We start from the raw sequence: 19,312 nt of genomic DNA on the forward strand, positions 1-19,312 counted from the left end.
CAGACTTAGCCGGAACGGGAGGAGGCCTTAGCCGAACTCAGCACACCGGACCACGGTGGCGAGGTCGTGCACGGCGTCACCCCGGCTCGACTCGGACCGGTCGGTGATGCCCGTGACCTCGTCGCCGTCGAGGAAGACGTGCGCGCTCCGCGGGCCTTCGTGCGTGAACGCCGCGGTCCAGGGCCGCGGCGCGGCCTCGCGAGGGGGTCGCACCCTTCCGGGAACCGATCGGATTCGGCGGGAACTCACCCTTTCCGGGATGACCTCCACTCGTCGGCGAGGAGGCCGAGCACCACCTCGTCCAAGAACTCGCCCAGCACCCAGGCCGACGAGCGCGTGACGCCCTCGCGCACGAAACCGTTGCGCTCGGCGGCGAGCAGCATCGCCGTGTTGTCGGCCAGCGTCTCGGCCTGGAGCCGGTGGAGGCCGCGCAGGACGAAGCCGTAGTGGCACAGCACCGCGACGATGTCGGTTCCGTAGCCCTTGCCACGGGCGGAGGACAGCACCCCCAGGCCGATGTGCGCGGACCGGCTGTGGTCGTCGATCCCCCAGAAGGTCGCCGTCCCGACCAGCGCGTCACTCTCCAGGTCCACGACGGAGAACGCGACGTACCCCTGTGCGCTGTCGTCCACCACGACCGGGGAGCTCCGCGAACCGGGCATCGTCGGCCGCCAGGGGCTGCCCTGGGCCCGTGAGTGGACGACCGGGTCGTCGTAGAGATCGGCCTGAAGGACCGGAATGTCTTCCTCGTGCCGAGCCCTGAGCCCGACCTTGTTACCTCTGAGCATTCAAGCTTTTCTATAGGTTCGAGCCGCCCAAGGGCAACTTCATTACTCGAAATTCCTTAACAGGATTAGCGAAATCACCCCCTCGACTTAGCGGAACTCAGCAGGTTTAAGGCCTTCCACCCGCATTACGCCCGTGCCAATCTCGGCTGCACAACAACCGCGTCGAGGGGATGAACATGGTGCAGCATCGCATCCGGACCCACCGGAGCTCCGAGGGACCCGCCAAGGAGGAACAGCTGGCCCACCGGATCGCGTCCGTGGCGACCGACCCGGTCGAGGTCGAACCCTCCGTGGTGGAGATGGTCGGTAACCGGATCATCGACAACGCCGCCGTGGCCGCGGCCTCCCTGCGCCGACGCCCCGTCCGCAGCGCGCGGGCGCAGGCCACCCGGCATCCGCTGGACCCGGGCGCCACGATCATGGGCACTCCGACCCCCACCCGGGTCTCACCGGAGTGGGCGGCCTGGGCGAACGGGGTCGCGGTTCGCGAACTGGACTTCCACGACACGTTCCTGGCCGCCGACTACTCGCACCCCGGCGACAACATCCCGCCGATCCTGGCCGTGGCCCAGCACCTGGGCAAGGACGGCCGCTCGTTGGTGCGGGGCATCGCCACCGGCTACGAGATCCAGGTGGCACTGGTCAAGGGCGTCTGCCTGCACGAGCACAAGATCGACCACATCGCCCACCTGGGCCCGTCGGCCGCCGCGGGCATCGGCACGCTGCTGGAACCGGACACCGAGATCGTCTATCAGGCGATCCAGCAGGCCCTGCACGTCACCACCACCACGCGCCAGTCCCGCAAGGGCGAGATCTCCAGTTGGAAGGCCTACGCGCCCGCGTTCGCCGGGAAGATGGCCGTGGAGTCCATGGACCGGGCGATGCGCGGAGAGGACGCCCCCTCACCCGCGTACGAGGGCGAGGACGGCTTCATCGCCTACCTGCTCGGCGGTCCCGACGTCGAGTACGTCGTGGAACTTCCCGCCCCGGGCGAGGTGAAGCGCGGCATCCTGGAGACCTACACCAAGGAGCACTCCGCCGAGTACCAGAGCCAGGCCCTCATCGACCTGGCCCGCCGGCTCGGCCCGAAGGTCGGCGACACCTCGAAGGTCCGCGCGATCACCATCCACACCAGCCACCACACGCACTACGTGATCGGCACCGGCTCCGGCGACCCGCAGAAGATGGATCCGAAGGCGAGTCGGGAGACCCTGGACCACTCCATCCCCTACATCTTCGCCGTGGCCCTGCAGGACGGGGAGTGGCACCACGAGCACTCCTACTCCCCCGAGCGGACCCAACGCCCCGACACCGTCGAGCTGTGGCACAAGATCTCCACGGTCGAGGACCCTGAGTGGACCGAGCGTTACCACGCCACCGACCCGAACAAGAAGGCCTTCGGCGGCCGGGTGGTCGTGGAGATGGCGGACGGAAGCGTCATCGAGGACGAGATCGCCATGGCCGACGCCCATCCGCTGGGCGCCCGTCCCTTCACACGTCCGGACTACGTCGCCAAGTTCCGCGCGTTGGCGGACGGCGTGGTCTCCCCGGAGGAACAGGATCGTTTCCTGGCGCTGGTGGAGCGACTCCCCCAGCTCACCGCCGAGGAGGTCCATCGGCTGTCCTTCACCGAGGACGCGGCCACCGTTCCGCGCGACCTGCCGACCTCCAAGGGGATCTTCTGATGTTGAACGCCACCGCCACACCGAACGCCAAGCGCCGCCGCCTGCGCGAGGACCTGGCCTCGGGCCGGTTGCTTCGGGTCCCCGGTGCGATGAACCCGCTCACCGCGGTCCTCGTCCAGGAGCTCGGCTTCGACGCCACGTACGTGTCGGGCGCGGTGATCGCCGCCGACCTGGCCCTGCCCGACATCGGCCTGACCACCCTGTCCGAGGTCGTCGGTCGCGGGCACCAGATCGCCCGGGTCACCGATCTGCCCACGATCATCGACGCCGACACCGGTTTCGGTGAGCCGATGAACGCGGCCCGCACCGTGCGGTCCCTGGAGGACGCGGGGATCGCCGGCTGCCATCTGGAAGACCAGGTCAACCCCAAGCGCTGCGGTCACCTGGACGGCAAGACCGTCATCGACACCGAAACCATGGTCCGTCGGATCCGCGCAGCCGTCAGCGCCCGCCGCGACGAGGACTTCGTGATCTGCGCCCGCACCGACGCCGCAGGCGTGGAGGGCTTGGACGCCGCCATCGAACGAGCCAAGGTCTACGTGGACGCGGGCGCCGACATGGTCTTCCCCGAGGCGATGCGCGGGCCGGCCGACTTCGAGGCGTTCCGCAAGGCCGTTGACGTCCCGCTGCTGGCCAACATGACCGAGTTCGGCAAGAGCGAGCTACTCACCGCCGAACAGCTCGCATCGCTCGGGTTGAACCTGGTGATCTACCCGGTCACCACGTTGCGTCTGGCCATGGGCGCCGTCGAGGACGGGCTGCGCACCATCCGCGACGAGGGCACCCAGGCGGGTCTCGTCGACCGGATGCAGACCCGCAAGCGCCTCTACGAGCTGCTCGACTACCCCGCCTACAACGCCTTCGACGGCGACGTCTTCAACTTCACGATCTGAACGGATGTGGTGAGCATGGCCGACACGGCGATTCGCAAGGGATTGGCCGGGGTGGTGGTCGACACCACCGAGATCTCCATGGTCGACGAGGCCTCCAACTCGCTGACCTATCGGGGGTACCCGGTGCAGGATCTGGCTGACTCGTGCACCTTCGAGGAGGTCGCCCACCTGCTCTGGTACGGGGAACTGCCCACGGCCGGACAGCTGCGCGAGTTCACCGCGCGTGAGCGCGCCAACCGCGCCCTGGACCGGCACACGCTGGAGCTGCTGCGGAAGCTGCCCGAGACCGCGCACCCCATGGACGTGCTGCGCACCGCCATCAGCTACCTGGGCGCGGACGACCCCACCGAAGACGACGGCTCGGTCGCCGCCAACCGGGTCAAGGCCGAGACGATGCTGGCCAAGCTGCCCACGGTCGTGGCCGCCGACCATCGACGACGCCGGGGCCTGGAGCCGATCCAGCCGGATCCGGGGCTGGGCTACGCGGAGAACTTCTTCCACATGTGCTTCGGGAAGGTGCCCGAGGCCGAGGTGGTGCGCTGCTTCGAGGTCTCGATGATCCTCTACGCCGAGCACAGCTTCAACGCCTCCACGTTCACCGCCCGGGTGGTGACGTCGACGCTGTCGGACATCTACAGCTCGGTGACGGCGGCGATCGGTGCGTTGAAGGGGTCCCTGCACGGGGGTGCCAACGAGGCCGTCATGCACATGCTCGACGAGATCGGTTCCGCGGAGCGCGCCGCCGACTGGCTCGACACCGCCTTGGCCGAGAAGCGCAAGATCATGGGTTTCGGGCACCGCGTGTACAAGCACGGGGACTCCCGGGTTCCCACCATGCGCGACGCACTGGACGAGATGGCCGCGATCAAGGGCGCCGACGAGCTCATGGAGCTGTACGAGGCCCTGGAGAAGGCGATGGTGGAGCGCAAGGACATCCATCCCAACCTGGACTATCCGGCGGGCCCGGCCTACCACCTGATGGGCTTCGAGGTCCCGACCTTCACGCCACTGTTCGTGATGGCCCGGATCACCGGGTGGACGGCGCACATCCTGGAGCAGCAGGCGGCGAACGCGCTCATCCGTCCGCTGAGCAGCTACACGGGTCGTGAACGCCGCCCGGTGCCGCTGCCCGCGCGGCGTCTCGCCGGCTGACCGGCGGCAGCGCCCACAAGATCGGCCCCGTCCTCCTCTGGGCCGGGCCGGGCCTTCAGGAGGGGACCGCCGGTTCCTCGGGCGGGGGATCCACGAGTATTGACCGGAAACGGTCACCCTTCGCCGGTCGTCCGCCACGGGCCGGGACCGCCGGATAGCCTCCCCGGAGAGTCGCAGCGGCATCACGAGGAGGTACCGATGGGTGAAGGGCACGGGAGCACCGAGGCCGCAAGGGATGCGGCCGGGCGGCTCTGGGACCTGGCCAGTCCGGTGACTCCGATGGCCATCCGGGCCGTGGCCACGCTACGGGTCGCCGACCACCTGGCCGAGGGGCCCCGCACCGCGGAGGAGATCGGCGCGAAGGTGGGCGCCGATCCGGACGGCCTGGCCCGGGTGCTGCGGTACCTGGCCCGACGAGGGCTGTTCGACCTGGAGGGCGACCGTTTCGCCCTCACCGAGGTGGGCGCGACCCTGCGCACGGACCACCCGTACTCGCGGCTCGGCTGGTTCGCGGGGGACGGCGCCCACGGACGGGCCGACGAGTGTCTGTCCGAGTTGGCAGAAGCACTGCGCACGGGCAGGAGCGCCTACTCACTGCACTTCGAGGGGTCGGACTTCTGGTCCGACCTGTCCGCCGATCCGGCGCGGTCCCGCTCCTTCGACGAGCTGATGGGAACCCGCATGGTGGAGAAGGCCCACACCCTGGCCGGCATGTTCGAGTGGAACGCCTTGGACCATCTGGTGGACGTCGGTGGTGGGGACGGCACCCTGCTGCGCACCCTGTTGGAGCGATTCCCCCGCCCCCGCGGAACCGTTCTGGACCTGGCCGGACCCGCCGAGGCCGCCCGTGCGAACTTCCACGCGGCCGGTCTGGACGGGCGGGCCGACGCGGTCCAGGGCAGCTTCTTCGAGCCCCTGCCCGAGGGCGGGGACGCCTACCTGCTGTGCTGGGTCCTGCACGACTGGGACGACGCTTCGGCCGTGCGGATCCTGCGTCGCTGCGCGGAGGTGACGGGGGCGGACGGCCGGGTCCTGATCGCCGAATACACCGGTGGTGACGAGGTGGGCGAACTCGACCTTCGCATGCTCGCCTACTTCAACGGCCGGGAGCGGGACACCTCGGCACTGGTGCGCCTCGCCGAACAGGCGGGACTCGGTCTCGCGGGGAACCATGTCTCGGAAGGCGTCTCCTTGCTGGAGTTCACCAGGGGCCAGCCTGTGTGATCTACGTCACCACCCACCCTCGTCACCACCGGTAACGCGCGCACCACTCGAACGACCGCACTCCACCCATTGACGCGCACTCACCTCCCCTGGCTCCATGGGTCCACCTCTTCAACCCGCTACTGAGGAGAAGTACGACTCATGATCAATCGCAGGCTCTTCCTGGGCGGGGCGTCGATCGCCGCCGCCACTCCCCTGCTGAGCACCGTCGGCTGCGCCGGACAACCTCAGGCGGCCAGACCGGTCAACAACGCCGCCAATGTGGGAGCGCTCCCGGTCAGCGTGACCAACAACAGCGGTCGTTACGGAGACGACGAGGTCCTCCTGTACATCGTCGGTACGGACCTGACGACCGACCAGCACTGCTGGGTCGACTCCAGTGGCACGCCCCATCCCGTCAGCGTCGACGACAACACCGACGACGGCTACACGGACTACTCGATCCCCCTGGGCGCCCTTCCCGCCGACATGACGCTCCCGTACATGTCCGGCCGGATCTACCTGGCCATGGGCGGCAAGCTCGGCATCCGCATCGTGGAGGACGGCAACGGGAACCCCGCCCTCCAACTGCCCGCCGGCTGGGTCGAGGAGGACGACTCCTTCGACGTCCTGCACGACACCGTGGAGTTCACCCACAACGAGGACGGGATGTTCTGCAACACCTCGATGGTGGACCAGTTCAGCGTGCCGATCGGCATCCGTCTTACCGGTGACGACGACCAGAGCACCGGGTTCCTCCTGCCAGGCGGCCGCGACGCGATCTTCGAGACGCTCGCCGCCGACCCGGATTTCTCCCCGCTCGTCTTCGAAGATCGCGTCATCGCGCCGGGACACGGTCTGAACAGCGGGATCTTCCCGACCGATTACTTCGATCCGTACATCGACCAGGTGTGGTCGCACTACGCGGGCACGGACCTGAGCGTGACCACCAACGCCGGCACCTTCACCGGGCGGGTGGAAGGCGACGAACTGCTGTTCGACGGCGGGGTCTCGCCCATCGCCAGGCCCAGCACCCGGGACGTGCTGTTCTGCGACGGCGCCCTGGCCGCCCCCAACGACGGGATCACCGGACCGGTCGCCGCCATCGTCGGTGCCGCGCTCAACCGTTCCACCCTGCTGGACTCCGCCCAGCAGCCCACGAACGACCCGGCCGCGTTCTACCTGAACGAGATCGCCAACCACTACGCCGCCGTCTTCCACGAGCACACCGAGGACGGCAAGGCGTACGGGTTCGCCTTCGACGACGTGGAGGACTTCGCCTCCTACGTCCAAGACCACGGGGCCACCGGCCTGGAGATCACCCTCACCCCGTTCTGACCAGGGACCGAGCGGAAAAGAGCGGCGCCCCGCCGGCCACGTCGATCTCACGTGGCCGGTGAGGCACCTCTCCCCTATGCCTCCGGCCGCGAGCGTTCGCGCACGGTCTCCACGATGGCGGAGAAGTCCCTCGGCTCACCGTCCAAGGCGTCGGCGAAGGCACGATAGACCTCGGCGGCCCGACCACCGATCCGCGCGTCCACCCCGGTCTGTTCCAACGCGCTCATGGCCAACCCCAGGTCCTTGGCCATGAGTCTGGCCGCGAATCCCGGCTTGTAGTCGTTGTTGGCCGGGCTGGTGGGTACCGGACCGGGAACCGGACAGTAGGTGGTCAACGACCAGCACTGCCCGGACGCGGTGGACATGACGTCGAACAACGCCTGGTGGGTCAGGCCCAGCCGTTCCCCCAGCACGAACGCCTCGCTCACCGCGAGCATGGACGCGCCCAGGACCATGTTGTTGCAGATCTTGGCGGCCTGGCCGCCACCGGGGCCGCCGCAGTGCACGACCCGCCCGGCCATCGCCGACAGCAACGGTTCGGCGACGGGCAGGTCGTCAGCCTCGGCCCCCACCATGAACGTGAGGGTCCCGGCCTCGGCGCCGGACACGCCCCCGGAGACGGGGGCGTCCACGGCGCGGTGCCCCGCTTCGACGGCGGACGCGTTGGCCGCACGGGCGTCGGCCACGTCCACCGTGGAGCAGTCCACGAAGAGCGTGCCGGGACGGGCCGCGGCCAGCAGCCCACCGTCGACCCCTTCTGCACCTCGGTAGGCGTCGAGCAGGTGGCGCCCGCCCGGCAGCATCGTGATGACCACGTCGACCCCGGACACCGCGTCGGCGGCCGACGAGGCGACCCGGACCCCGCTCCGCTCGGCGCGGGTCAGGGCGTCGGGGACCAGGTCGAACCCGACGACCTCGTGCCCGGCGGCCACCAGGTTGGCGGCCATCGGGCCGCCCATGTTGCCCAGTCCCACGAAGGCGACGGCACTCATACGCGGCCTCCGGGGTCCTTCAGACCGAGCGGACCGTCCTGCGCGGGCGCGAACGCCGATTCGACGACGGCCGCGTCGACCTCCGCCAGAGTGGCCGGGGACCACTTCGGCGAACGGTCCTTGTCGATGACCTGCGCCCGGATGCCCTCCACCAGGTCCGGCCAGGTCAGCGTGGCGCAGGAGACCCGGTACTCCTGTTCCAGGACCTCCTCCAGCGAGCCCAGGGCCCGGGCGCGGCGCAGCGCGGACAGGGTGGTCTTCACCGAGGTCGGCGACTTGCCCTCGATGGTGTCGGCCGCCTTTGCCGCCTCCGGGTCCGCGTGGGCACGCAGCCGTTCGACGATCTCCTCGGCGGTGTCGGCGGAATAGCAGGAGTCGATCCACGAGCGGCGGTCGGCGAGGGTGCCCGCCGGGGCGATCTCCGCGAAGCGGCCCACCACCTCGGTGACCGCGCTCCGTGAGTCCGGGCCGGCGAGCGCGGCGGTCAGCTCGGGCAACCGCTCGGAGGGCACGAAGTGGTCGGCCAGGCCGACGTACAGGGCGTCGGCGGCCCCGATCGGCGTGCCGGTCAGCGCCAGGTGGGTGCCGGTCTCCCCGGGCGCCCGTGACAACAGGAAGGTGCCGCCCACGTCCGGGACGAACCCGATGGTGGTCTCCGGCATGGCCACCTTGGAGCGCTCGGTGACCACACGGACTCCGCCGTGCGCGGACACCCCGACACCACCGCCCATGACGACGCCGTCCATGAAGGCGACATAGGGCTTGGTGTAGCGGGCGATGTGGGCGTTGAGGTGGTACTCCTCCCGCCAGAAGCGGGCGGCGCCGTCATCACCGTCGACGGCGCTGGCACGGATTGCGCGGATGTCGCCGCCCGCGCACAGGCCGCGATCGCCGGCGCCGTCGACGAGCACGACGGAGACGGACTCGTCCTTCTCCCAGGAGTCGAGGGCCTCCGCGAGGACCAGGAGCATGTCGTGGTCGAGGGCGTTGATGGAACGCGGCCGGTTGAGGGTGGCGTGGGCCAGCCCCTTGTCGACCCGTAGGAGCACCGTGGCGTCGGTGTGGGCGGTGGCATCGGTGGTGGAGTCGGACATCAGGCGGCCCCGGTGAGTCCGCGAGCGATGATCAGGCTCATGATCTCGTTGGTTCCTTCCAGGATTCGGTGCACCCTCAGGTCGCGCACGATCTTCTCAATTCCGTATTCGGCGAGGTAGCCGTACCCCCCGTGCAACTGGAGGGCGTGGTCGGCGACGGTGTAGCCGGCCTCCGTGGCGAATCGCTTGGCCATGGCGCACAGGTGCGCGGCGTCGGGGTCACCGGCGTCCAGAGCCGCGGCGGCCCGCCACAGCAGGGAGCGCGCGGCCTCCAGTTCGGTGGCCATCTCCGCCAACCGGAAACGCAGCGCCTGGGCGTTGATGAGGGGGACCCCGAAGGCCTCACGTTCACCCAGATAGGACACGGTGTCCTCCAGGGCTCGCCGGGCACCGCCCAGTGAGCAGGCGGCGATACCGAGACGGCCGCCGTTGAGGCCGTTCATGGCGATACGGAACCCGTCGCCCTCCGCGCCCAACCGCCGGTCGGCGGGCAGGCGAACCCCGTCCAGGAGGACCTGTCGGGTGGGTTGGGCGTTCCAGCCCATCTTCGCCTCGTCGCCCCCGAAGGACAGCCCGGGGTCGTCGCGGTGCACGATGAACGCGGAGACGCCGGTGGCCCCGTCGCCGCCGGTGCGGGCCATCACCACGTACACCTCGGAGGCGCCCGCCCCGGAGATGAACTGCTTGGTACCGGACAGTACGTAGTGGTCGCCGTCGCGGACCGCCCGGGTGGTGAGGGACGCGGCGTCGGAACCGGTTTCGGGTTCGGTCAGGCAGTAGCTGCCCAGGGCCTGCATGGTGCACAGGTTCGGCAGCCACCGAACGCGCTGGGCGTCGTCGCCGTAGCGATCGATCATCCAGGCGACCATGTTGTGGATCGACAGGTACCCGGCCACGGACGGACAGCCGGTGGCCAGCGCATCGAAGGCGAGGACACCGTCCATCCTGGTCAAGCCGGTGCCCCCGAACTCCTCGGAGACGTAGAGACCGCCCATACCGAGTTCGGCGGCCTTGCGGAGCACGTCGAGGGGAAAGTGCCTGGCCTGGTCCCACTCGACGGCGTGCGGTGCGAGGTGTTCGTCGGCGAAGGCGCGCGCGGTCTCGGTGAGGGCGCGCTGTTCGTCGGTGAGGGCGGCGTTCATCGCACGACCGGAATCGTGAACTCCGCGCCCTCCTTGACCCCGGAGGGCCAACGCGAGGTGACCGTCTTGGTCCGGGTGTAGAAACGGATCGAGTCCGGTCCGTGCTGGTTGAGGTCGCCGAAACCGGACCGCTTCCAGCCGCCGAAGTTGTGGTAGGCGATCGGCACCGGAATGGGCACGTTCACGCCGACCATTCCGGTGTTCACCCGGTGCGAGAAGTCGCGAGCGGTGTCTCCATCACGAGTGAAGATGGCGACTCCGTTGCCGTACTCGTGTTCGCTGGGCAGACGCAGGGCCTCCTCGTAGTCGGCGGCGCGCACCACCGACAGCACGGGCCCGAAGATCTCCTCCCGGTGGATCCGCATGTCGGGGGTGACCCGGTCGAACAGCGACGGACCGGCGAAGAAGCCCTCCTCGTGGCCGGGCACGGTGTGGCCGCGACCGTCCACCACCAGGTCGGCGCCCTCCTCCACGCCCGACGCGACGTATTCGTCGACCCGTTGGAGGGCTTCGCGCGAGACCAACGGGCCGAAGTCCGCGTCGGGGTCGTCGGAGGCGCCCACCCGGAGTCCCGCGATGCGGTCCTTGAGCTTGGCGACCAGCGCGTCGGCGGTCTCCTCGCCCACCGGGACCGCGACGGAGACCGCCATGCAGCGTTCACCGGCCGACCCGTATCCGGCTCCGATCAGGGCATCCGTGACCTGGTCCAGGTCGGCGTCGGGCATGACGATCATGTGGTTCTTGGCGCCGCCGAAGCACTGGGCGCGCTTACCGTGGGCGGTGGCCGTGGAGTACACGTACTGCGCGATGGGGGTGGAGCCCACGAACCCGATCGCGGCGATCCGCGGGTCGGTGAGCAGGGTGTCCACGGCCTCCTTGCCACCGTTGACCACGTTGAACACCCCCGGGGGCAGCCCGGCCTCGACGAATAGTTCCGCCAACATCAACGGCACGGAGGGGTCACGCTCGGACGGTTTGAGCACGAAGGCGTTACCGCAGGCCAGGGCGGGCGCGGCCTTCCACAGCGGAATCATGGCGGGGAAGTTGAACGGGGTGATGCCCGCGACCACGCCCAGGGGTTGGCGCAGGGAGTGCACGTCGATGCCGGTACCCGCGTTGTCGGTGAACTCGCCCTTGGACAGGTGCGGAACGCCGGCGGCGAACTCCACCACCTCCAGGCCCCGTTGCAGGTCCCCGTGGGCGTCGGCGACGGTCTTGCCGTGTTCTGCGGACAGGGCCTTGGCGATGTTCGCCCGCTCGTCCTCGACCAGTTGCAGGAAGCGGAGCAGGACCCGGGCCCTGCGCTGCGGACTCCAGGAACCCCATTCGACCTGGGCCCGCTCGGCGTCGGTGATGATCTGCTCGGTCTCGGTCCGATCCGCGAGCGGTACCCGCGCCTGGACCCTTCCGGTGTTGGGGTCGTAGACGTCGCCGAAGACGCCCGACCGGCCGTGGACCTTCTCGCCCTGCACGAAATGCGTCAGCTCACTGACCATACGTGTTCGCTCCATCCTCGTGGATCACACGGTTCCTTGGCCGCGGGCGGTGACCTGACTTCCGAGGAGTTCCCCCGATCACAGTGGCGGGACCGCGCCGGACTCGCACCGGCTTCCCCGCTCCGCGGTGGGGCCACCATATAGTTGGACGTCCTAATAAATCCAGACCCTCGACCCGGCACTTGGCGTCACCCCACTCGCGCCCGGTAGGCTCTGCGGCTTGTGACCGCCAAGGACGACACCCCCGCCGGCAGACCCCTCGCCCTCACCCCCGCGTGGCGCACCGCCCACGCCGACCTGCACGTTCTCCTGGTGGTCCACAGCCTCACCGCCGCCACTCGCATCGCCGACGTGCTTCCGGCCCTGTACGACCCGCGCGTGCAGCTCTACTGCACCCGGACCACCGGCGGGGTCTTCGCCAACGGTCTCGACGAATACCTCCGAGAAGCGCAGATCCGACACATTTCCTGGAAGGAGGCGAAGGAAACGGAATTCGACCTCGCGATCACCGCGAGCCTCGGGGACGACCTTCATGAATTAAAAACAAAAATCCTGCGGATTCCCCATGGAAACGGTTATAATAAAAAATGGTTGCAGGAGTCAGGAGTCAGGAGTCAGGAGTCAGGAGTCAGGAGTCAGGAGTCAGGAGTCAGGAGTCAGGAGTCAGGAGTCAGGAGTCAGGAGTCAGAAGGTCTTCGGGCTCTCCGACAACACCCTCAAACACCAGGGGCGGCTGGTCCCCAGCTCCATCGCCCTCTCGCACAGCGAACAGTTCGACCGCCTCGCCCAAGGCTGCCCCGACGCGCTCCCGGTCGCCTTCCTCTCCGGTGATCCCTGCTACGACCGGTTGCTCGCCGGGGTGCCCCATCGACTCACCTATCGAAAGGCCCTCGGCCTACGCCACGGCCAAAAACTCATCACCGTCAATTCCACCTGGAAGGACGAATCCCTCTACGGAAGCCACCCGAGCGTCATCACCGAATTACTCGCCCGGCTTCCCTACGACCACTATCGGGTCGCGCTCGTCCTGCACCCGAACGTCTGGTCCTCGCACGGGCCGCGCCAGATCAGAATCTGGCAGGACGAGGCCCTCCGCTCCGGCCTCCTCCTGATCCCACCCCACGAGGGCTGGCGGGCCGCCGTCATCGCCGCCGACCTCGTGCTCTCCGACCACGGGTCCGTGAGCGTCTACGCCGCCGCCCTCGGCCGGCCCGTCCTCCTCAGCACCGACGGCCGAGACTCCGTCGACCCGGAATCCGCCCTGGGACGGCTCTATGAGGTCGCCCACCCGCTCGATCCCCACGCGCCCCTCGTGCCCCAGTTCGAGCAGGCCGAGAAACTACGCGAACTCACCCACGAGACCGCCCTCACCTGGGTGAGTTCCGCCCCGGGTCGGGCCCTCGACCTCATCCGCGCCGAGGCCTACCGCCTCATGGGCGCCACTCCCCCGCCCGGCCGACCCCGCCTCATGGCACCACCGGAACCCGAGATCCAGAGCCCGGAGCCGACCTCCCTCTGGGTCCGGGTACGGCCCACCGACGACGGTCTCGCCGTGCATCGCGGTCCCGCGCCGGAACCCGGTGGCGTCCTCGTCTGCTCCGACGCCGAGATGGACCACCGACTCGCCGCGGCGGCCGACGTCCTCACCATCGCCGAAGAGGCGTTGCCCGCCGACGAACGCCTGTGGTCCGAGACGGTGTTCGCGCACCGCCTCGGCGCCCTGCTCACCGCCGTGTACTCGGCCGAGGAGGTCCGCCTGCGCACTCGCGACGGGTCACTCCTGTGTGTCCGCTTCACCGGCCCCGTCGACGACCCCGGCCTGGTCACCGGTGTGCTCGCCGAACGTCTGGTCACCTCCGGCCACGCACTCGCTCCGAAGATGCTCGCCGCACTCGCCCCGCTCCACCTGCGAGTTTCCGAGGAACGAACCCTCACGATCCCCTTCGAGACGGCCAAGGGCTGAGTTCTCCGTTCTACCGGACACGGGCCGGTCACTTTCTGTAGTTTCCTGTCATGCCCGGATTCGAACACGAGCTCCAGGTACGCCTGCTCCAGAACAGGCCTGAGCTCGTCCCCCTCATGCTCCGCGACACCATCGGCTTCCCCGTACCCGACTTCGCCCACGCGGAGCTCGGATGCGGTGATCACACCAGGTTGAAGCCGAAGTCGTTCAAGTCGGACAACGTGGTCGTTCTGTACGACGAGAGCGGCCGCAAAGTACTCGCCATCGTTTCGGAGGTCCAACAGGGCCGGGACGACGACAAGCCCTACACGTGGCCCCTGTACCTGGCCACCGTGCGTGAGCAGTTGCGCTGCCCCGTGCGCCTGATGATCGTCTGTCCGGACATCGGCACCGAACGATGGGCACGCCACCCCATCGAGATCGAGACCGGCGGCGCCACCCTCAGGCCGGCGGTCCTCGGTCCCGGCAACACTCCCTACATCGACGATCTGGAGAAGGCTCGGGCCTTCCCGGAACTGGCCGTACTCTCGGCTGCGGCCCATGGGTCGCACCTACCGGTCCTCAAAGCAGCCGAAGCCGCTCTGGACAAGCTGCCCGAACACACCCAACTTCTTTACAATGACTACATCGAGTCGAAGCTGAACGCTGCGGCACGGAAAATGTGGGAGGACCTGATGGCGACCGGCACCTACGAGTGGCAGAGCGACTTCGCCCGCAAGTACGTCGGCCAAGGCCGTGAAGAGGGTCGTCAAGAAGGCCGCGAAGAAGGCCGCGCGGAAGGCAAGCAGGAGACGCTGATCCGTTTCTTGGAAGCCACCTCGGCGACCATCAGTCTCGACTCACGGCGACGCATCGAGGAGTGCGACGACATCGGCCGGCTCGATGACTGGCTGGACAAGGCCTTCAAGTCCCGCATCACCGACGCCGACGAACTCTTCGACTGACCTGGCGCGGCCGGGTCGGTTCAGGCCCGGCCCTCGATCTTGTCCCGAACACGGCCGGCGGCAGCGGCGGCACCGACCAGCTCGAAGACCTCCACCGCCCGTTCCCACCGCTCCCCCGGTCCCCGACCGAGGTCGCCGAGGCGTTCCAGGACCTTGCCGACCTGGTAGGCGCGGTTGGCGGACACGAAACGGTCCAGGGCCTCCTCCAGCAATCCGATCGCCTGGTCGGGGTGTTCCTCTGCGATGATGCGGGCCTGGTTGACGAGGAGCTTGCCTCGTTGGCCTGGTCCCGCTTCCGGGTGACGGCGTGCTCGCGGAAGAACGACAACGAGGTCCGGTAGCACTCCAGGGCTCGTCGAGGCTCCTCGGCCAGAAGCGCCACGTCGCCCATGTGCATGTGGTGCAACCCGAGCGCTTTGGGGCGCGTGTGGTCGAGCAGCGGCAACGATTCCTCCAGGAGGGCGCGGGCGGCTCCGGCGTCGCCTTCACGACGCTCCAGGATCCCCAGCCATTCCAGGGCCGCGCCCTGACCGCGCGGGTCGGCCCCACCACCGCGAGCGGCCGCCAAGGAGCGTTCCAGGTACGTGCGCGCCTCGGCCAGGCGTCCCTGCCCGAGCATCGCCTCGCCGCGCTGGGCCAGGACCCGGGCCAGGGCGTCGCCGTTCCCCTCGGCGTCGCGTTCGGCCGCGTCCAGCAGGGTGAGCCGTTCGTCGACGCGCCCGTTGGCGGTGAAGTACCCGTTGGTGGCCTCGGCCATGACACCGGCGTATCCAGGTGCCGGGCGGGTGCCCCGCCAGATCCGTCCGGAGCGATGGACGAAGGCCAAGATGGCGTCCATGTTCGCCTCGAACCACTCGTCGGGGCTCGGAACGCCCACACCTTGTCGGGCACTGCGTTCACGGACATGGCGTCGGCGTTCGAGCCAGGCGTCGAAGCCCACCGCTTCGGCCTCGTGCTCGGTGGACCGGAAGTCCGGCAGGGAGCAGGGCGCCTGTGCCTCGTAGAGATCACTGACCCGCCAGCGGTCGGTGCGCACCCGGTCCGCGGCGACGGCACCGTACAGGTAGTAGTCGGCAAAGCGCCGGTGGACCTCCCGGCGTTCGGCGGGGTCCTCGCGCTCGGCGACCAGCCGCGCGTGTTCGTAGGTGAGGTCCTCCATGACGTAGCGACCCGCCCGGTCCACCTTGACCAGACCTCGGCGCAAAAGCGCGTCCAGGGCCGCTTCGCCCTTGCCGGTGTCTGCGGGGTCGGCGTCCCCGGGGAAGGCCGCCCGGGCGAGCCAACGGTCGAAGTCCCGAGTGGGGTGCACCCCCAGGGCCCGGTACAGCAGCCGGGCGTCGGGGGCGAGCTCCCGGTAGAACACGTCGAAGACGGCGGCCGGGCGGGTGACGGTCCGGGCGGCCTCCTCCAGGTGGGCCAGACGACCCGCGTCCTCCATCCGGGAGACCAGGTCGGCGATGGCGAGCCTGGATTCGTCGCTGAGCAGTCCACCGGTGTGGCCGGCCAGCAGCGGCACCCCGGCGCACAGTCGGACCAGCCGGGCGAAGGCCTCGGGTTCACGGGCCGGGCGTTCGTCTCCGATCAGGTCCTGAAGCAGCGCGGCGACGGTTTCGTCCGCGAGGGGGCCCAGGGGTAGGACCACGGGTCGGCGTTGGGCCAGCCCGGGCACGGGTTCGCGGCTGGTGACGACCACCACCATGCCTGCCAGGTCGGACAGGAACGGCTGCACCTGGGCTGCGGTGCGCACGTCGTCGAGGAGCACCACCACGGGTTGTTCGGCGATCTCCTGGTGGAACCGGTTGAGCTTGCCCTGGAAGGTGCCGAGCCCGGGGGCCTCGGTGTCCACCCCGACCGCGTGCAGGTACTGGTCGCACAGTTCCTCGATGCCGCGCCCCTGCCCCTCCCCGGGGTCTCCGCCGCAGGCCGCGGCGAGCTGGGCGTGGCCGAAACGGCGGCGGTTCCGCAGGATCCAGGTGAGCGCGGTGGTGGTCTTGCCGATGCCGGGCGGCCCGACCAGGTTGAGCAGCAGGCTCTGTTCGGACTCCAGGGCGTGGTCGAGTCGGGCGTCGAGCGCGGCCAGTTCGTCGTTCCGGTTCTGGAAGAGGGTGGTCTCGCGCTGAGGGACGATCCGGATGGCCTTCGCGGTGCTCTGACGGAGGTCCATCGAGGCATGGACCACACCCGCCTGGATGTGGACGCCTTGGTTCTGACCGTGGGAGGTGTTGTATGTGCCGCTCACAGCGCCCCATCCTGGCCGAGAAGGACGGCGCCCACCAGCCCCACAGGTCGGGACGGGTTGTCCGGTACCGGTCACGGTGTGTTCCCGGTACCCGACTCAGGCGGCACCCCTTGGCGGCGCATCCTCCCCGACCACCTGTTGGGTCGGACGCCGCCATGCGCACGGTGGTCTGGGGTATGAGCGCCGTGGGCATGGCGGCCGGTGGTGTCCTTCGGTCGTCGGCTCACCGATCTGGTGCGCGAGCACGACGTCTGAGGCGATGGCCCTCCGGCGGCTCAGCTCCCCAGGGTGCGGAGCATCCGGTGTGCCTCGTCCATGCGGTGTGGGAAGGCGTCCGGGCTGTCGGCCAGCTTCATGGCGGTCAGTTCACAGGCCATGGCGGTGTGCGCGGCCAGGACCGCGGTGCTCTCCTCCGTTCCCGCCTCGACCAGGGCTCCGGCGAGACGGAGCGCCCGTTGCTGCCGGGTGAGCAGGTAACGGGAACGCAGGTCCACGCTCTCCCGGAGCAGGCGGACCAACACCGCCGAGTGCGCCGGCGACAGTGACGCGTGGGGCCGGGCGACCGCGCCGGCCTCCCGGATCAGGCCGATCGCCGCGGCCAGGTCGGTGCCGGGCGAGCGCCCGGACTTGGCCCGAACATAGGCGCACATGTGATCCACCTCGGCGGCGTCGTCGGCGAAGAGGACCTGCTGCTTGTCGCCGAAGTACCGGAAGAAGGTGGTGCGGCCGACCTCGGCCCGCTCGGCGATGGCCGCGACGGTCACGTTGTCGAATCCGTGTTCGGAGAAGAGTTGGAAGGCGGCTGACACGATCGTGGCCCGCGCCTTACGTCGTTTGCGCGCGTGGAGCGTGTCCGGGGGGTGTTGCATGAGGCGACCCTATCGATGGGAACTCGGTCCTTCTTGGTACGCGGGGCCGTCCATAGGGACGGTGGTCCCGAAACGAACCAGGAGACCGAGAGAGCGGGAAATCGTCCGGGCTGTTGGAGGGGTGGGATACGACCGGCGACCGTGGGCCTGGGGGAGCTTCGGCTAACCACCGGTTGGCCCGGGATTTTATTGCAAAGAGGCATGGGAGTGGCAACCGCCTTCCTCTGACCGGGAACCCCTGCTCGGAAAGGGTTCCCCCCTGGCGGAAGTTATGCCTCTTGGGGCGCCCTTTTCCCAGGAGTTCCCCGAAACCTCGTATAAACCATCGAGGGTAAACCGTTCGGGTTCCTTACTATTAACTTTCCGAGACGTCCGGAAACCCTCCACACAGCGCGATCGATCGCCTGTCGGCACGTATCGGACACCCGGTCTTCACTTTCCGATGACCTCCCTCCAGTCGGGATCCCGGCTTGGCGGCGCCCCGCGCAACGGTGGAGACCTGGCTCACGCCACGGGGTGCCACATGGCATATCTCCTGCTCATAGGCACACGCAAGGGACTGTTCACCGCACGCGGCGAGGATCGACGCACGTGGGAACCGGACGGTCCGCATCGACTCGACGAGGCCGACGACGCCGACACCGTCTACGCGGATGTGGAACCGCACGCGCTGTTCCGATCCACCGACGGTGGCGACAGCTTCACCCTGGGCAGGGCCCTGTGGGAACACCCCCACCGTGCGGAATGGTTCCCCTGCGCGGGTGGCGGCGGCCTCCGACGGCTCGTTCTACGCGCAGAACCACCACGGGGTCCACCACAGCTCCGCCCCGCCACCGTTGGATGGAGCCGGATCGAGACCGGGCTGCCCACCGACCTCGGTTTCGCCGTGGTCGCCCACCCGCACCGCCCGGAGTCGGCGTGGAACCTCCCCGTGGTGAGCCAGGAGGTGCACCTGCCACCGGGCAACCGGCTGAGCGCCTACCGCACCGACGACTCCGGAGCCACGTGGCGGGCGGTCGACGACGGTCTGCCACAGGGTCCCTACTCGGGATCGCGCTGCGCGACGCGGCCTGCGCCGACGGAGCGAACGTGCCCGGTTCCTACTTCGGTACCCGCGACGGCGACGTGTACGCGACCACGGACGACGGCGATCGCCGGCACCAGGTCACCGCGCACCTTCCCGACGTGTTGTCCGTACGCGCGGTGGAGGTGTGAGATGCGGGTGACCGTACACCTGCCAGGGCTGTTGCGCGCCGCCGCCGACGGGGCCGCCCACGTGCCCTTGGAGGTCGATGACGACACCGTGCTGCGCGGGGTGCTGGACGCGCCGACCCACCGCCACCCGGGGCTGGACCGACGGATCCGGGACGATCGCGGTGAGCTGCGCCGATACGTGAACGTCTTCGTGGGAGAGGACGAGTGCCGGGCTTTGGGCGACCTGGACGCCCCGGTCCACGAGGGCGCCGACGTGCGGCTGCTGCCCTCCGTGGCCGGGGCTGAATCCTCACACCGAA

The 19,312-nt window shown here is 69.1% G+C and carries 14 protein-coding genes, 2 pseudogenes and 1 riboswitch; of the genes and pseudogenes, 9 read left to right on the forward strand and 7 right to left on the reverse strand.

From position 1 onward, the window contains the following. Nucleotides 1–245: 245 nt before the first annotated feature. Nucleotides 246–788 carry a GNAT family N-acetyltransferase gene (locus tag NLI01S_RS14265; RefSeq protein WP_067604580.1) on the reverse strand — a complete coding sequence of 181 codons (543 nt, stop codon included), beginning with the start codon at nucleotides 786–788 and terminating at the stop codon, nucleotides 246–248. Between the two features lie 176 nt (nucleotides 789–964). Between NLI01S_RS14265 and NLI01S_RS14270 the strand changes: the two genes are divergently transcribed. The 5 genes from NLI01S_RS14270 to NLI01S_RS14290 all read left to right on the forward strand — a co-directional run bounded on the left by NLI01S_RS14270 (nucleotide 965) and on the right by NLI01S_RS14290 (nucleotide 7,059). Then, the gene (locus NLI01S_RS14270; protein WP_067604631.1) at nucleotides 965–2,473 is read left to right on the forward strand and encodes an MmgE/PrpD family protein; all 1,509 of its coding nucleotides are present in this window, start codon (nucleotides 965–967) and stop codon (nucleotides 2,471–2,473) included. Then, entirely contained in the window at nucleotides 2,473–3,366 is an 894-nt protein-coding gene (gene prpB / locus NLI01S_RS14275; RefSeq protein ID WP_067604582.1) for a methylisocitrate lyase, read from the forward strand. Before NLI01S_RS14270 ends, prpB begins: the two co-directional genes overlap by 1 nt. A gap of 15 nt (nucleotides 3,367–3,381) precedes the next feature. Continuing rightward, nucleotides 3,382–4,518, forward strand: coding sequence for a bifunctional 2-methylcitrate synthase/citrate synthase (locus NLI01S_RS14280; RefSeq protein ID WP_067604632.1), 1,137 nt, complete (start codon nucleotides 3,382–3,384; stop codon nucleotides 4,516–4,518). Nucleotides 4,519–4,716: 198 nt separating this feature from the next. Beyond that, nucleotides 4,717–5,742, forward strand: a complete 1,026-nt coding sequence (locus NLI01S_RS14285; protein ID WP_067604584.1) for a methyltransferase — start codon at nucleotides 4,717–4,719, stop codon at nucleotides 5,740–5,742. Between the two features lie 141 nt (nucleotides 5,743–5,883). Then, nucleotides 5,884–7,059, forward strand: a complete 1,176-nt coding sequence (locus NLI01S_RS14290) for a beta-1,3-glucanase family protein (RefSeq protein ID WP_067604587.1) — start codon at nucleotides 5,884–5,886, stop codon at nucleotides 7,057–7,059. A 74-nt stretch (nucleotides 7,060–7,133) separates the two neighbouring features. Here the strand turns inward: NLI01S_RS14290 and mmsB are convergent, their stop codons facing one another. The 4 genes from mmsB to NLI01S_RS14310 are packed head-to-tail and all read right to left on the reverse strand — an operon-like array spanning nucleotide 7,134 to nucleotide 11,783. Beyond that, the gene (gene mmsB / locus NLI01S_RS14295; protein WP_067604589.1) at nucleotides 7,134–8,051 is read right to left on the reverse strand and encodes a 3-hydroxyisobutyrate dehydrogenase; all 918 of its coding nucleotides are present in this window, start codon (nucleotides 8,049–8,051) and stop codon (nucleotides 7,134–7,136) included. Further along, the gene (locus NLI01S_RS14300) at nucleotides 8,048–9,145 is read right to left on the reverse strand and encodes an enoyl-CoA hydratase/isomerase family protein (RefSeq protein ID WP_067604591.1); all 1,098 of its coding nucleotides are present in this window, start codon (nucleotides 9,143–9,145) and stop codon (nucleotides 8,048–8,050) included. The genes mmsB and NLI01S_RS14300 overlap by 4 nt, the downstream gene beginning before the upstream one ends. After that, nucleotides 9,145–10,287: an acyl-CoA dehydrogenase family protein gene (locus NLI01S_RS14305; RefSeq protein ID WP_067604593.1), complete on the reverse strand. Its 1,143-nt coding sequence runs from the start codon at nucleotides 10,285–10,287 to the stop codon at nucleotides 9,145–9,147. The genes NLI01S_RS14300 and NLI01S_RS14305 overlap by 1 nt, the downstream gene beginning before the upstream one ends. Continuing rightward, nucleotides 10,284–11,783: a CoA-acylating methylmalonate-semialdehyde dehydrogenase gene (locus NLI01S_RS14310; protein ID WP_067604594.1), complete on the reverse strand. Its 1,500-nt coding sequence runs from the start codon at nucleotides 11,781–11,783 to the stop codon at nucleotides 10,284–10,286. Before NLI01S_RS14310 ends, NLI01S_RS14305 begins: the two co-directional genes overlap by 4 nt. A 27-nt stretch (nucleotides 11,784–11,810) precedes the next feature. Then, nucleotides 11,811–11,925: riboswitch (cobalamin riboswitch) on the reverse strand. Between the two features lie 423 nt (nucleotides 11,926–12,348). On the opposite strand from NLI01S_RS14310, the gene NLI01S_RS14320 reads away from it, so the two are divergent. Next, entirely contained in the window at nucleotides 12,349–13,746 is a 1,398-nt protein-coding gene (locus NLI01S_RS14320) for a hypothetical protein (RefSeq protein ID WP_157091034.1), read from the forward strand. A 50-nt stretch (nucleotides 13,747–13,796) separates the two neighbouring features. Then, nucleotides 13,797–14,690, forward strand: a complete 894-nt coding sequence (locus NLI01S_RS14325) for a hypothetical protein (protein WP_067604599.1) — start codon at nucleotides 13,797–13,799, stop codon at nucleotides 14,688–14,690. Here the strand turns inward: NLI01S_RS14325 and NLI01S_RS14330 are convergent. Both NLI01S_RS14330 and NLI01S_RS14335 read right to left on the reverse strand, forming a co-directional pair. Beyond that, on the reverse strand, nucleotides 14,662–16,929 hold the full coding sequence (locus tag NLI01S_RS14330) for a tetratricopeptide repeat protein (RefSeq protein ID WP_067604601.1): 2,268 nt from the start codon (nucleotides 16,927–16,929) through the stop codon (nucleotides 14,662–14,664). The two genes, NLI01S_RS14325 and NLI01S_RS14330, sit on opposite strands and share 29 nt — an antisense overlap. Before the next feature lie 275 nt (nucleotides 16,930–17,204). Further along, nucleotides 17,205–17,798 (reverse strand): TetR/AcrR family transcriptional regulator, encoded by a 594-nt coding sequence (locus tag NLI01S_RS14335; protein ID WP_067604603.1) that lies wholly within the window; start codon nucleotides 17,796–17,798, stop codon nucleotides 17,205–17,207. 523 nt (nucleotides 17,799–18,321) lie between these two features. On the opposite strand from NLI01S_RS14335, the pseudogene NLI01S_RS25285 reads away from it, so the two are divergent. After that, nucleotides 18,322–19,013: pseudogene (locus NLI01S_RS25285) on the forward strand (hypothetical protein). A 1-nt stretch (nucleotide 19,014) separates the two neighbouring features. Further along, nucleotides 19,015–19,293, forward strand: a pseudogene (locus NLI01S_RS14340) (molybdopterin synthase sulfur carrier subunit); the annotation flags it as partial. Between the last annotated feature and the right edge of the window lie 19 nt (nucleotides 19,294–19,312).

It is taken from the genome of Nocardiopsis listeri NBRC 13360, from assembly GCF_001570765.1.
GTDB lineage: Bacteria > Actinomycetota > Actinomycetes > Streptosporangiales > Streptosporangiaceae > Nocardiopsis > Nocardiopsis listeri.

What these genes read in the sequence shown, in the direction of transcription:
- NLI01S_RS14290 (WP_067604587.1), top strand. Translation starts at nt 5,884, where the DNA reads ATGATCAATCGCAGGCTCTTCCTGGGCGGGGCGTCGATCGCCGCCGCC.
- NLI01S_RS14285 (WP_067604584.1), top strand. Translation starts at nt 4,717, where the DNA reads ATGGGTGAAGGGCACGGGAGCACCGAGGCCGCAAGGGATGCGGCCGGG.
- NLI01S_RS14280 (WP_067604632.1), top strand. Translation starts at nt 3,382, where the DNA reads ATGGCCGACACGGCGATTCGCAAGGGATTGGCCGGGGTGGTGGTCGAC.
- NLI01S_RS14325 (WP_067604599.1), top strand. Translation starts at nt 13,797, where the DNA reads ATGCCCGGATTCGAACACGAGCTCCAGGTACGCCTGCTCCAGAACAGG.
- NLI01S_RS14270 (WP_067604631.1), top strand. Translation starts at nt 965, where the DNA reads ATGGTGCAGCATCGCATCCGGACCCACCGGAGCTCCGAGGGACCCGCC.
- NLI01S_RS14310 (WP_067604594.1), bottom strand. Translation starts at nt 11,783, where the DNA reads ATGGTCAGTGAGCTGACGCATTTCGTGCAGGGCGAGAAGGTCCACGGC.
- NLI01S_RS14300 (WP_067604591.1), bottom strand. Translation starts at nt 9,145, where the DNA reads ATGTCCGACTCCACCACCGATGCCACCGCCCACACCGACGCCACGGTG.
- NLI01S_RS14335 (WP_067604603.1), bottom strand. Translation starts at nt 17,798, where the DNA reads ATGCAACACCCCCCGGACACGCTCCACGCGCGCAAACGACGTAAGGCG.
- mmsB (WP_067604589.1), bottom strand. Translation starts at nt 8,051, where the DNA reads ATGAGTGCCGTCGCCTTCGTGGGACTGGGCAACATGGGCGGCCCGATG.
- NLI01S_RS14320 (WP_157091034.1), top strand. Translation starts at nt 12,349, where the DNA reads ATGGAAACGGTTATAATAAAAAATGGTTGCAGGAGTCAGGAGTCAGGA.
- NLI01S_RS14265 (WP_067604580.1), bottom strand. Translation starts at nt 788, where the DNA reads ATGCTCAGAGGTAACAAGGTCGGGCTCAGGGCTCGGCACGAGGAAGAC.
- prpB (WP_067604582.1), top strand. Translation starts at nt 2,473, where the DNA reads ATGTTGAACGCCACCGCCACACCGAACGCCAAGCGCCGCCGCCTGCGC.
- NLI01S_RS14305 (WP_067604593.1), bottom strand. Translation starts at nt 10,287, where the DNA reads ATGAACGCCGCCCTCACCGACGAACAGCGCGCCCTCACCGAGACCGCG.